The sequence below is a fragment of the Nocardia sp. NPDC052001 genome, assembly GCF_040680615.1.
In the GTDB taxonomy this organism is placed as follows: domain Bacteria; phylum Actinomycetota; class Actinomycetes; order Mycobacteriales; family Mycobacteriaceae; genus Nocardia.
Genome location: NZ_JBFAXC010000001.1, coordinates 1,450,775 through 1,463,217, shown reverse-complemented (window position 1 = coordinate 1,463,217; position 12,443 = coordinate 1,450,775). Strand labels below are relative to the sequence as shown.

At 65.5% G+C, this 12,443-nt stretch carries 9 protein-coding genes; 3 read left to right on the top strand and 6 right to left on the bottom strand.

The annotated features are described in order from the left end of the window. The 4 genes from AB0L82_RS06890 to AB0L82_RS06875 all read right to left on the bottom strand — a co-directional run bounded on the left by AB0L82_RS06890 (position 1) and on the right by AB0L82_RS06875 (position 4,268). The gene (locus AB0L82_RS06890) at positions 1–1,647 is read right to left on the bottom strand and encodes an ABC transporter substrate-binding protein (RefSeq protein WP_364632133.1); all 1,647 of its coding nucleotides are present in this window, start codon (positions 1,645–1,647) and stop codon (positions 1–3) included. Positions 1,648–1,681: 34 nt separating this feature from the next. Next, the gene (locus AB0L82_RS06885; RefSeq protein WP_364632130.1) at positions 1,682–2,668 is read right to left on the bottom strand and encodes a nitrilase-related carbon-nitrogen hydrolase; all 987 of its coding nucleotides are present in this window, start codon (positions 2,666–2,668) and stop codon (positions 1,682–1,684) included. After that, the gene (locus tag AB0L82_RS06880; protein WP_364632828.1) at positions 2,665–3,666 is read right to left on the bottom strand and encodes an agmatine deiminase family protein; all 1,002 of its coding nucleotides are present in this window, start codon (positions 3,664–3,666) and stop codon (positions 2,665–2,667) included. Before AB0L82_RS06880 ends, AB0L82_RS06885 begins: the two co-directional genes overlap by 4 nt. A 170-nt stretch (positions 3,667–3,836) precedes the next feature. Then, positions 3,837–4,268 (bottom strand): transcriptional regulator, encoded by a 432-nt coding sequence (locus AB0L82_RS06875; protein WP_364632826.1) that lies wholly within the window; start codon positions 4,266–4,268, stop codon positions 3,837–3,839. 1,306 nt (positions 4,269–5,574) lie between these two features. Here AB0L82_RS06875 and AB0L82_RS06870 point away from each other — a divergent pair. The 3 genes from AB0L82_RS06870 (at position 5,575) to AB0L82_RS06860 (ending at position 9,202) form a co-directional block, all read left to right on the top strand. Beyond that, positions 5,575–6,519: a M23 family metallopeptidase gene (locus AB0L82_RS06870; RefSeq protein WP_364632127.1), complete on the top strand. Its 945-nt coding sequence runs from the start codon at positions 5,575–5,577 to the stop codon at positions 6,517–6,519. 155 nt (positions 6,520–6,674) lie between these two features. Next, positions 6,675–7,871: an acyltransferase gene (locus AB0L82_RS06865; protein WP_364632124.1), complete on the top strand. Its 1,197-nt coding sequence runs from the start codon at positions 6,675–6,677 to the stop codon at positions 7,869–7,871. 134 nt (positions 7,872–8,005) lie between these two features. Continuing rightward, positions 8,006–9,202, top strand: coding sequence for an Ig-like domain-containing protein (locus AB0L82_RS06860; RefSeq protein ID WP_364632121.1), 1,197 nt, complete (start codon positions 8,006–8,008; stop codon positions 9,200–9,202). 75 nt (positions 9,203–9,277) lie between these two features. Here AB0L82_RS06860 and AB0L82_RS06855 read toward each other — a convergent pair whose 3' ends face one another. Continuing rightward, entirely contained in the window at positions 9,278–10,675 is a 1,398-nt protein-coding gene (locus AB0L82_RS06855; protein ID WP_364632118.1) for a lipase family protein, read from the bottom strand. Between the two features lie 413 nt (positions 10,676–11,088). Next, entirely contained in the window at positions 11,089–12,321 is a 1,233-nt protein-coding gene (locus AB0L82_RS06850; RefSeq protein WP_364632116.1) for a cytochrome P450, read from the bottom strand. Between the last annotated feature and the right edge of the window lie 122 nt (positions 12,322–12,443).

Here is a 12,443-nt window from a genome sequence, read left to right as displayed (position 1 = left end):
TCAGCTCCCCGCACCCAGCATGGCCAGCACCGGGGATTGCATATACGCGAACGAGGTCGGCGCACCGGTGAGCTTATTGCTCAGCACCAGGCAGGTGACCGGGTGCGCGACCGGAATCCAGGGCAGCTCCTGCATGAGAAGTTTGTCCACCTCGACCATATCGGTGGCGCGGCGGGTCGCGTCCGCCTCGGCACGGGCCTTGTCCAGCCAGTCGGTGATGGCGGGATTCTCATAGCCGGAGTAGTTCTGATTGCCTTGCGGCAGCACGTATGTCGCGATCAGCGCGGCGGGATCCGGGTAATCGCCGTAGGTGGTGGTACTGAACGCGTCGACGCCCGCCCGCGCCTTCGGATCGGTGAAGAAATTGATGTAGTTCTCCGGGGAGACATTGAGCAGCTTGGCATTCAGGCCGATGGTATTGGCGACTTCCAGCCAGGCATTGGACATGGTCGCGACCGTGGCCATCCCGGAGGAGGTGCCGATCACCAGCGGTTTACCCTCCGCGCCCGCCTCGCGAATGAGGCGTTTGGCCTCGTCCAGATCCCGTTTCACCTCAGGTGCGGCATTCCAGGCGGCGCTGAAGACCTCCTTGGCATAACCCCAGGTCCCCGGATTGGCGGACAAGCGGGGCTCGAGGGCATTACCGGCGTACACGGCGTTGATGAAGCTGCGCCGATCGAACGCCAGTGACAGTGCGCGCCGCACCCGGACATCGCCGAGCACGCCCGTCAGGTTGGCGGGAATGAGGAATTCGCCCTCCAGGGTCGGGCCCATATGCACCGAAACCCCTGCGGTGCGCTGGAGTTGGGCCAGGTTCGAGGTGTCGGTGACATAGCTGCCGTCGATCTCGCCGGTGGTGAGGCCGGTGGTGAGAGTCGCCGCGTCCGAAACACCCCGGAAGGTGACCTCTTTCGTCAAGGGTTTGAGGCTGGAATCCCAATAGTTCGGGTTGGCGGTCACTTTCAGGGTGTCGCCGGAGGTCCACTTGGACAGCCGGTACGCCCCGGTGCACATGGTGCCCGCCTCCGGGGTGCCGAATTTCGCACCGGCGCTCTCGGCGAACGCCTTCTCGATCACGATGCCGGGCATGGCCGAAAGTTCGCCCGGCAGCCAGTAATCCGGCTTGGTGAGGTTGATGGTCACGGTGCCCGGACCGGTCGCGGTAATGGAGTCGACGCGGTCGAAGACGGTGCCGTAGAAGCCGCCTAGTGCGGGATTGCGATGGCGTTCGAGGCTGTAGACGACATCCTCGGCGGTGAGCGGTTTGCCATCCCAGAAGGTGACGCCGGGGCGGATGGTCAGCGCCAGCTGGGTCGGGGTGATGTAGCGGTAGTCGCTGGCGAGGCCGAAACCGATACTGCCGTCCGGCTTTTGGCGCAGCAGGGCATCGCACATGGTGGCGATGACGGTGTTCTCCGGATAGTCGAAGGCGGTGGCCGGATCGACGGTGGTGGGGTCGCGGTACAGCGCCCAGGTGGCGGAGTCCACGCCCTTGGTGGCGGGGGTGGTGGTGGACGGGAGACTCAGCAGCGCGGCGGCGTCGGGGGCGGGCGGGGTGGCCGACGGCACCCGCCCGCCGCAGCCGGTGACGGCGGCGGCCACGCATAAGGCGACCAGGGTGGCGCGGATTCGACTGTTCGTGAGCATGGTCGGAACCTGTTTTCGATCTGGGGCGGGTGTGTCAGAGAGTTCCGGGTAGTGGCGAAATGGGCGCGGTGAGAACGGCATACGCGTCCGGGCGGCGGGTATCGAAGAAGCCGAAACCGAGCCAGTCGCGGCGTTGATCGAGGTCCAGATCGGCGACCAGTACGGTGTCGCGATCGCGCGGGGCGCGGACCAGGGTGCGGCCGTACGGGTCGGAGATGAAGGACGAACCGTAGAAGGTGAGACCGTCCTCCGCGCCGATGCGGTTGATCACCACCATGAAAGTGGCGTTGGCCAAGCCGTTTCCGGTGATCATGCGGTGCCACAGCGGTTCGGTGTCGAAATCCGCGGGTTCGGGTTCGCTGCCGATGGCGGTGGGGTAGACCAGGATTTCCGCACCGCCCAGCGAATAGGCGCGGGCGAGTTCGGGGAACCACTGGTCCCAGCAGGTCGGGAAGCCGAATTGTGCTCCGGCGGCAGAGATTACGGGGTAGCCGGTATCGCCGGGTTCGAAATAGTGGTCCTCGTGATAGCCCGGGAAGGCCGGGATGTGGATCTTGCGGGTGCGGGCGTGCAGGGCGCCATCGGGGCCGACCAGGATGGCGGTGTTGTAGCCGCGACCGGTATCGCTGTGCTCGTAGAGCGAGGCGTGCACGTACACACCGTTTTTCACGGCTTGTTCGCGGGCGAAGGCGGTGGTGGGTCCGTCTGGGATGTGTTCGCGATGGGCGGGTGCGTCGGGGCTGTCGGGGACGGTGGCGAAGTAGGCGCTCAGGGTGAGTTCCTGGAGGCAGACGACCTGCGCACCGAGATCGGCTGCACGCCGGATGCCTTCGGCCAGAACGGCTTTGTGCTCGTCGGGATCCGGGTGCCAGCTGGTCTGCACCGCGCCTACGCGCAGGGCGGGGCGGGTGGTCGGGGTACGGCGCGCGGGTGAGGGCAGGGTTTCCTCGACCGCGGTCACGGTGACGAAACGTCCGTCATCCTCGGTGTGCTGCACGGGCATTCGATCGCAGTCGCTCATCGGGTGACCCCCGCGGCCGGGATCTGCTGGGTGATGCAGTGCACGCCGCCACCGCCGTAGGCGACGATATTGCCCGGTACGCCGACGATTTCGCGATCCGGGAAGGCTTTGGCGAGCACCTCCAGTGCGCCACCGTCGAGCTCGTGCTCGCCGATCGGCACCACCACACCGCCGTTGGCGACATAGAAGTTGGCGTAGGCGACCATGGTCTCGGTGCCGTCGGGCAGCGTCTTGATCGGGAACTGCGGCAGTTCCAGGATCTCGAACGGCCGGCCAGCCGCATCGGTGCTCTCCCGCAACACCTTCAGATTCGCGGCCATTCGCTCGAAGTCCGGCAGCGCCGGATCCTCACAGGTCTGGGCGATCACCACGCCCGGCCGCACATAGGTGCATACGCCGTCGACGTGCCCATCGGTGTGCGCGTCGTCGAAATGCCCGTACGGCAGCCAGATGATCTTCGTAATCCCCAGCCGCGCTTTCAGTTCCGCCTCGATCTGCTCCTTCGTCATCCCCGGATTCCGGTTCGGATGCAGCAGGCACTGTTCGGTGGTGATGAGCGTCCGCTCCCCATCCACCGTGATCGAGCCGCCCTCGAGAATCATGTCCGAGCCGAACCGCTCGATCCCGAGCGTCTCCAGCACCCGCGCACTGATAGTCGCGTCCTGGTCATAGGGCAGAAACCGCTCCCCCCACGAGTTGAACCCGAAATCCACCGCGGCCCGATTCCCCTGCTCGTCCAGCACGATCAGCGGCCCCGAATCCCGCAACCAGGAATCATCGATCCCCAACTCGACCACCTCGACCCCGTCCCCACAAGCAGCCCGAGCCTCGTCCCCCTGCCCCGGATTCGCGATCATCAACACCGGCTCGAACCGAGCGATGGCATCCGCCACCGCCGCATACTCCGCCTTCGCCTCCGCGAAGTACGGCCCCCACAAACTCTCCCTGGTAGGCCACCCCATCAAGCACCGCTCATGAGGCGCCCACTCGGCCGGCATCCGATACGTCGTTCCCTCATCTGTGGTCTGCGTCATGCCGACAAACGATAAACTGACTAAAAAATTAGTCAAGACCTGAGCCCAGATTTAACCCCGCCGAGACATCGGCCCCCAGGTCCGGCCGATCCCGATACCCCCGAGATCAGCCGGATCCCACACCCATGTCCGGACTATTCGTCGAAACCCTCCTGATCAGACGCGATCTGCGGGAATCCCTCCAAGGCCCGGAACTTCTCAGTCATGCTCGTGAGCAGCGCCTGCGACTCATCGCTCAGGTTGAACGCTCGCGCCGACAAACGCCGCAAGTCGTACCCCTGAAGTTGCGCCGTCAGCTCGAGATCATGGTCAACCCTCGCCCGATAGGACGCGTTGCTGAAGTAGCGGGGCTTGACCTTGAAGAACTTCGCCAGCGCCGCCACGGTTCGGTCGGGAAGATCGGTCCGCTGACCCGACCTCAGCTGCGCGAGATACCGCATGCTCATCGGATGCCCGGCCGCGGTGAGCGCACCGCACACTTCAGCGGCGGTGTACGGCCCGCGGCCGGGAGAACGCACCGTCTCGAAAAGGTGGTTGAGGTTGCGCGGGAAGGAATCCCAATCCACCGCGTCGAGAGGTGAATCATGGCGCGAGACATCGAGCATTCCGGTCTCCACCGCAGATTTGAGCCGATCGAATCCCGCATCGACATCGAATACGGCAGCGGCCTTCAGCTCATCGAGACCGGCCTCGACGTCGAAGTGGAAGGCGGGTTCGGAGTCGGCGAGATAGCGGTCCAACTCGAGGAAGCACAGCCCCATCTCCCATGTCATGAGAGCGACCCGATACTCGGTGCGGGTCAGATCGACCGTCAGCACCTCCCAAAAGCGTTTCAGCTGAGGGTCTTCCATGATGCGGTCCGACCGCGTGGCCAATGCCAGATGGGCGGTATCGGCGAACGGCGGGTCGGATTCGCCCACCTCGGCGTACAGCGTCTCGCGCAGCCGGGCCGCCTGTCGCCAGCAGTCGATAATGCGCCGCTTCGCCATGACCATGATCAGTGCCGCTTTGGCCTCCGGCGATTGGTGACTGAAGTCCGAGTCGTACTGTGTGCACACCGCGAGGAATACCTTCTGCACGATGTCTTTCGCCTGTTCGACATCACAGTCCAAACCTCTTAGGGCACAACGGAAGACCGCTCCGGCGTGCTCCCGATAGAGCGCTTCGATATCTTGCGCTCCCGGAAGCTGGTTCCAGCTCATCATCGATGATGGCTCCGTTCCGGAAAGACGATCTCCACGGCCTCGGCACAATCCGCGCTCGACCGGCCGTGGTCGAGAATTCGGATTCGCGCACCGATCCTCGACTCTCGCAGGATCATTCGGATGAGTAGGTGCCGTTGGCAGTCTCGCACCCGAGCGGACAGCGCAGCGGTGGTTACCGCAATGAGCACGATCCATAGGGTGCCCGGGGCGGTCATGATCATGGACTGCATGCTCTGCAACATCTGGGTTGTCGCCACACCTTGTAGTCGCAGGACGCACGAGAATCTTGAGATCGCCAGTTCAGGACACTTCTGGAGCCATCGCTCCCAGCGTTCACGCTCCGCGAGAGGGGATCTCAACTACCGACTCGCATGCGCGGTCCGCCGGTTCCGCACGAGGGAATCATGATTGAAATCAGGACAATTCGCGCACGTTCACGCATATGCATCGGGAGATGAAACATATCCTCGCGCCCCGGGCCGACTAGTCGGCGGGAACTGCGCGGTGAACGCCGAGTGTCCTGCCGCGCAATGAATTACGGGGCGGGGAATTCCGGTCCGGAAAAGATCACGGGTCTGTACAGTTTTCGGCACGTCGCGCATTCGGATTCTCGACTCGCCGGCGATCGGCGAGCGCGACGCCTCGACGATCGACCTGAGGACGAGCCATGCCGAACCACCGTGTATCCCCCGGTTCCGTCTCCGTCACCGATCTGCTTGATGTGGCCGAGATCCAGTGTGCCAGTAGCCATCGCGCGGATTCCTTCACCACCGGGCGGTTTCGCGCGGTGGCCGGGATCGCGGTCGCGGCGGGGGCGCTATTGACCGCGGGGGCGCATCTCACGCCCGCCGTGGCCAATGCCGCACCGGTCACGCCCGCCGATGAGGAACCGGCCGATGTCGCCGAAACCCCGCCCGCCCCAGTACAAGTCACGCCACCGGCGACCATCGCCACCCCCTTCGGACTGGTCGGGCTCGCACCCGAGATCGCCGCACCGCTGGCGCAGGCCGAACAGTTCATCAGGGATATCCAGCAGCAGGTGGTCGACGCACAGCAGCAGGCGGTGGTCGACACCCAGCAGCAGGTGACCGATGTGCAGGAACAGGTGGTGCAGGTGCAACAGCAGGTGATCGCCTCGCTGCCGATCACGCCGTCCATACCGCTCGCACCCGCGCCCGCCCCGGCACCGCCACTGACCATCAGCCCCACCGTGCTACCGGTGGTCGGCGGTCAGATCAGCTCCGGATTCGGCAATCGATGGGGCGAATTCCACTACGGCGTCGATATCGCCGATCCCATCGGCACCCCCATTCGCTCGGTCATGAGCGGCACGGTTCTGGAGGCGGGCCCCGCCTCGGGCTTCGGCCAATGGGTCCGGGTCCGGCAGGACGACGGCACCATCGCGGTCTACGGCCACGTCAACGACATGTACGTACAGGCCGGTCAGCACGTCAACGTCGGCGACATCATCGCCTCGGTCGGCAATCGCGGCCAATCGACCGGCCCGCATCTGCACCTGGAGATCTGGGACACCGACGGCACCAAGATCGACCCGGTGGCCTGGCTCGCCGGGAAAGGCATTCTGATGCAGCAGCATTGGGGCGCCGACTGACCGGCGCTCACCGCTGAGTCGACGCGGTTCGCGCGACGATCGCCACACAGCAGGTTCACAGGGCACAGGAACGGGCATCACAGTTCCAGGAGCCAACATGTGAGGATGGGTGCGGCGATCGAGTGCCGAGGTCCAGCCGGGAAATCGGCCGGAATATGAGTACTGCCACGGAGATTCAGCAGCCCGCCGCCGAAATCGGAGGCGGGCGGCGCAACCGGCCGTATCTGCATCAGGTGGATCTGTTCCGAATAATCACCTTCTGCTGCGTCATCATGGTGCACACCATCAGCAGCGTGAACGATGCGGGCAGCGTGGCCGCCAATGCGGCGCTGGCGCTACTGCATTTCACCCGGTACGCCTTCTTCGCACTGACCGGGTTCGTGCTGATCTACCAGTTCGGTCAGGAGTCGCTGCGCGCGCGGAGCTTCTGGCCGCGGCGCTTCGCGCTGGTCGGCATTCCGTATGTGCTGTGGTCGGTGCTCTACTGGGCGTATTCCATCCATCTGGGCCAGCTGCACGGCTCGGTGAACTGGCTGCTCAGCCGCCTCGGTCTGGATCTGCTGTTCGGAACGGCGTACTACCACCTGTACTTCCTGCTGGTCACCATGCAGGTCTATCTGCTGTTCCCGCTGCTGCCGAAACTGTTGCGCCGCACCGAGGGACGGCATCGCTGGTTGCTGGCGGCGAGTGCCGTACTGCATGTGCTCGTACTGTGGACCCTCGCCTATCCGCCGTTCGACGGTGGTCTACCGGCGCAGATCTGGATGCACGTGTACGCCACAGTTCTTCCGTACCAGTTCTTCACGCTGCTGGGCGCGCTCGCGGCCTGGCATATCGATGCCGTGCACGCCTTCCTGCGCGAGCACACCCGGTTGATCGTGGCGGCGGTGCTGGTCATCGCGGTCGCGGCGGAGGGCGAGTATCAGTTCGCGGTGCACGACGGACAGGTGGCATGGGTGGCCTCGGATGTCTTCCTGCCCGAACGCACCCTCTGGTTCATCGCCATCACGGTGGGGCTGTATCTGCTCGGTACGCGCTGGGCCGACCGGCGGCAACAGCACGACCGGCTCGCCAAAGTCGTTCGCTACGGCGCGGACCGATCATTCGGCGTCTTCCTCGTCCATCCGTTCATGCTCGAACTCCTCACTCCCGTACTGCTGCCGCTGGCCCCGTCGATCGGCCGTTTCTGGCTGACGATCGTGCTGTATCTCGGCGTCGTGGCCTGCTCCCTGGCCGGTACGGCGGTATTGCGCCGCAGCCCGGTCAGCCGGTGGCTCACCGGTAGACCCATGCTGCGCACCGATCCGGCCGCACTGGTGCCACCGCGTTTCCGCGTCCACTCCGACGCCTGATGCCCGCCTCCTCGATCGAGGAAGGATGACGGTTATGCCTCGGAACGGTGGAGGTGTGGCCTGTCGCCGCGCCGAATCGGCGGGACTGCCGCATGCTGACGGGCGGTCGTGCACAGGGCGAAGGGAGAAGACCGGTGGCATTGCGACGTCGCGAGCTGCTGATCGGCTTCGCCGGTGCGAGCGGGTTGACGCTGACCGCCTGCGCGGGTGACCAAACCCCGTCCGCCCCACCGAAACCCGCGGTGATCCGCTTCGATCCGGCCGCCGAGACCCGAGACGTCGACGCCCGTAAGCCCGGTACGGTCACCGTCACCGATGGCGAACTGCGCAGCGTGGAATGGCTCGATGAAACCGGCCGGGCGCTGCCGGGCACGCTGTCACCCGATAAGCGCAGCTGGACCAGCGCCGAACCACTCGGCTACGGCCACACCTACACCGCGAAAGCGGTGGCACACGGCGCGACCGGCGAGGTGAACACCGCCGCGAACTGTTCGACGGTGACCCCCGATCACCTGATCGACTTCTCGCTGGGCTCGCAGAATATGGTCGACCTCACCGAAAACGACACCTACGGAGTCGGTTTCGTAATCCTGGCGCATTTCACCGAAGCGGTCGACCGCGCGGCCGCCGCGGCACGCCTGAAGGTCACCACCGAACCCCCGGTACCCGGAGCCTGGTACTGGCTCGACGATCGCAACGCGCACTGGCGGCCGGAGTTCTACTACGCGCCCGGCACCCGGGTCACCATCGCCGCCGAACTCTTCGGCGCGAATCTGGGCGGCGGCGGATTCGGCCTGCGCGATCAACGGATTTCGGTGCTCATCGGCCCCGCGCACGTGGCCATCGCCGATGACAACACCAAGATGATCGATGTCTTCGAGAACGGAAACCTGGTGCGCAGCATGCCCACCTCGATGGGTATGGGCGGCACGTCGATGGTCGGCGGTCGCCTGCTGTCGTTCTGGACCCGCCCCGGCACCTACACCGTGCTCGATCGCCAGCATCCGGTGATGATGGATTCCTCCAGCTACGGCCTGCCGACCAATTCCGGTCTCGGCTATCGCACCAAGATCGACCATGCCGTCCGCATCAGCCACGACGGCATTTTCGTGCACGCGCTCGCGCAAAGCATGTGGGCGCAGGGCAATACGAATGTCTCGCACGGCTGCCTGAACATCTCCCCCGATGACGCGGCCTGGTTCTTCGACTTCGTCATCCCCGGCGATGTGGTGGAGGTCCGCAATACCGGCGGCGATCCCCTCGATATCTGGCAGAACGGCGACTGGAGCATCGCGTGGCCGCAGTGGCAGCAGGGCGGCGCACCCGCCTGACGTCCTCCCCGGCGCTCCCGGTCGGGTTGCGACCGGGAGCGGGACCCCACCCGGCGCGGCGGGGAGTTCGGGAGGCTATTTGACGCCGATGGGCGCGCCGAAGAACGACGCGATGGTGTCGCCGAATGTCTGTGCGAGCAAAGACAATCCGGCGGGGTTGAGCGCGAGCAGGCCCGCGTCGGAGGTACTGCACCCCGGGGCGGCGGGGACACCGTTGAGACGATCGCGCAGCCAGAGCAGGGCGGTCGCCGAACCGGAGACCTCGGTGGTGACGTGTTCGCCGAGGTGTTCGCGGGTGTACTGGACCTGTGCGGACGGATCCTGGCAATAGGTGTCGACCAGGGTGTTGACCGGGCCGACCGGGATCAGCTCATCCGGGTTGGCCTGCCAGATGAACATCGGCATGGTGGGCGTGGCCTTACCCATGCGGGTCTTGTCCAGGGTGTCGCGCACGACGGGATTGCGCATCGGATCGCCTTCCGGAACCCGCAGCAGGCCTTTCATATTCATGAAGGGGAACAGTGCGGTGTTGTACTGCACGCACATGCCGCCCTTGACCGTCGCGAGCACCTGTCCCAGAGGGTCGAGGTCGCGGTTGAGCAGCTGGCCGAATTCCGGGTACTCGCGGCCCAGGCCGAGCACCGCCGCCATGATCATGCCGGACCAGATCTGACCGTTGCCGATATCGAGCAGCGGGCCGAAGTCCGCGGGCACACCGCCCTCGGCGGCGGCGACGATATTGAGTTCCGGTGCGTAGCTCTGCTTCAGCTCGGCGGCGTGCCCGGTGGCGATCGCGCCGCCGGAGTAGCCGTACATGGCGATGCGGGTATCGGGCGCGAGCCGCATCGGCTCGAAATCACGGGCGGCACGGATACCGTCCAGGGTGATTCGACCGGCGAGCGGCCCCGCCGCGAAAGCGTTGTTGGGGCCCTGATGATCCGGAATGACCACGGCCCAGCCCTGCTGCAGTTCGGCCTGCGCGATGACGAATTCCAGTGGGGCGACGATCTGTCCGACGAAAGTCGCCGCGGACCACTGCTGTACCGCATAGGACGGTGAGCAGTAGGCGGCGAGGGAGTCCTCGGCGATCTGCATCGACACCAGTTTGTCCGGTGCGGAGCCGCGCGGTTTGAGCACCGTCGCGACCGCGGCGATCGGTTCGTCCCGGGTGTTGTTCGATCGGTAGGACACCTGCCAGGCATCGACATTGACCGGAATCAGCCCGGCGTTGGCGACATTGACCTGTCGCGCGGCGATGATCTGGCCCGGGGCCTTGGACGCCACGAGTTCGGGCGCGGGTTGGTAGAAACCCGGATCCAGTTCGGGCGGAAGGGGGATCGCGGCGGCGGGCTGCACCGCAACCGTCCCATCCGGTTCACCGACGGCCACCGCGGTAGTGACGGTTGCCGCCAGGGCGATTATCGCCACGCCCACGACGGCCAACCGGCGAGACATCGTCGTCCGCAGGTTCATTCAGACTCCATCCAGCTCCAATGTGAGACCACACCGACTCACACGGCTGCGAGGTTAGTCCCATCACACCGCGGGCGCAAGACCTGTCCGGGACAGTCAATCGTTCGACCCCTGCGGCTAACCGATAGCGACCTCGATCGGGATGATTTCTGTGAAACATCCTTCTTCCATAAAAGTCGTGAGCTAAGTTCACGACTACGCCGGACAGTCGGCGACAATGAAGTCGGAGGACATCGTGGAATTTCTTGGCTCTATCGCCGGTCTCGCACAGATGGTGATCGGCACCATCCTCGCTAACACCGGATCGGGTGGTTCCGGCTCCGGCTGGTGAACGTGACGGTTCGGCTCGCCGTGCGCGAGCCGAACCCATCGGTCACAATGCCGCCACCACGCGAGCCGAGACAGCTCGAGGGTCAGGACGGTACGGGGAGCGGGGGTGCGGGCTCGAAGCTGGCGGGCAGGGCCGTGAGGGCTCGATGGAACGGGCCTGGACGCCAAGTCAATTCGGTAGCGGGGACGGCCAAGCGGATTTCCGGGAGGGCGTCCAGGAGTTGGTCAATCGCTTCCTGGGCGATGAGGTAGGCGAGGGGGCTGGCGGGGCAGGAGTGGGGGCCCGCACCCCAGGCCAGGTGGGAGCGGTTGCCGGAACGGTGAGCCGTGGTGATGGCCGGATCGGTATTGCAGGCGGCCATGCTGATGACCACGGGCTGGTGGGCGGGGAGCCAGGTGTGGTCGACCAGGACGGGCTGGCGGGGAAAGCTGATGCAGAAGTTGGCCATCGGCGGATCGTTGAAGAGGACTTCGTCGAGGGCGTCCCGGGTGGAGAGGCTGCCGCCCAGCACGCTGCCGCCGAAGCGATCGTCGGCCAGGATCACCAGCAGGGTGTTGACGATCAGATTCTGCTGGGGTTCTATGCCCGCGCCGTAGAGGGTGGCGAGCTGATGGACCATTTCGGTATCGGTGAGTTCGGCCGGGTGGTGCAGCATTCGGGTGGTGACGTCATCGCCGGGGTGCTCGCGCTTGTGCAGGGCCAGACGTTGCAGGGCTTCGACGAGGAGTTTGTTGCCGTTCTCCGCGCCGATGCCCTCGAAGATGGCGCGGAAGCCCTGGGCGGCCTGTGCCGCGATGGCGGCGGGGCAGCCGAGCAGATGGTTGAGCACATCGAACGCGAGCGGAAAGGCGTACTCGCGCACCAGATCCACCGATCCGGTGGCACAGAAACCGTTGATCAGCGAGATGGCGGTGCGCTCGACCGTGGCTTGCAGGCCGTAGCGGTCCACCCCGGCCAGTCCGGCGGTATTGGTCTGGCGGTAGCGGGTGTGTTCGCTGCCCGCGCTGCGCAGCGCGTTGGGTCGCCACTGCATCATCGGCAGCACCGGGCAATCCGCGGGCACGCCCTCCTGCCAGACACGGGGATCAGCCGGGAAGCGTTCCGGATCGTTGAGAATCCTTACCGCCGTGCGGTATTCGAGCACCAGGGTGGCGGGTATCCCGGGTGCGAGTTCGACCGGGGCCAGCGCGCCGAATCGGGCCCGCATCTCGCGATAGGCCCGATGCGGGTCAGCGGCGAATTCGGGGGTGTACATGGGCACGCGCGGATCGGCGGTGTCGACGGACGCGGCGCGGGCGGGATCTGGTTCGGACATCGAAACTCCACGCGGTGAACGACATACCCCCCGCCGAACACCGCACACCCCGGACGTGGAACCAGGTCACCCTACCCACGCGCACCGACAAACGCGCGGCTATCTCGCCGATTCTGGGAAGA

What these genes read in the sequence shown, in the direction of transcription:
- AB0L82_RS06880 (WP_364632828.1), bottom strand. Translation starts at nt 3,666, where the DNA reads ATGCCGGCCGAGTGGGCGCCTCATGAGCGGTGCTTGATGGGGTGGCCT.
- AB0L82_RS06885 (WP_364632130.1), bottom strand. Translation starts at nt 2,668, where the DNA reads ATGAGCGACTGCGATCGAATGCCCGTGCAGCACACCGAGGATGACGGA.
- AB0L82_RS06855 (WP_364632118.1), bottom strand. Translation starts at nt 10,675, where the DNA reads ATGAACCTGCGGACGACGATGTCTCGCCGGTTGGCCGTCGTGGGCGTG.
- AB0L82_RS06865 (WP_364632124.1), top strand. Translation starts at nt 6,675, where the DNA reads ATGAGTACTGCCACGGAGATTCAGCAGCCCGCCGCCGAAATCGGAGGC.
- AB0L82_RS06850 (WP_364632116.1), bottom strand. Translation starts at nt 12,321, where the DNA reads ATGTCCGAACCAGATCCCGCCCGCGCCGCGTCCGTCGACACCGCCGAT.
- AB0L82_RS06890 (WP_364632133.1), bottom strand. Translation starts at nt 1,647, where the DNA reads ATGCTCACGAACAGTCGAATCCGCGCCACCCTGGTCGCCTTATGCGTG.
- AB0L82_RS06870 (WP_364632127.1), top strand. Translation starts at nt 5,575, where the DNA reads ATGCCGAACCACCGTGTATCCCCCGGTTCCGTCTCCGTCACCGATCTG.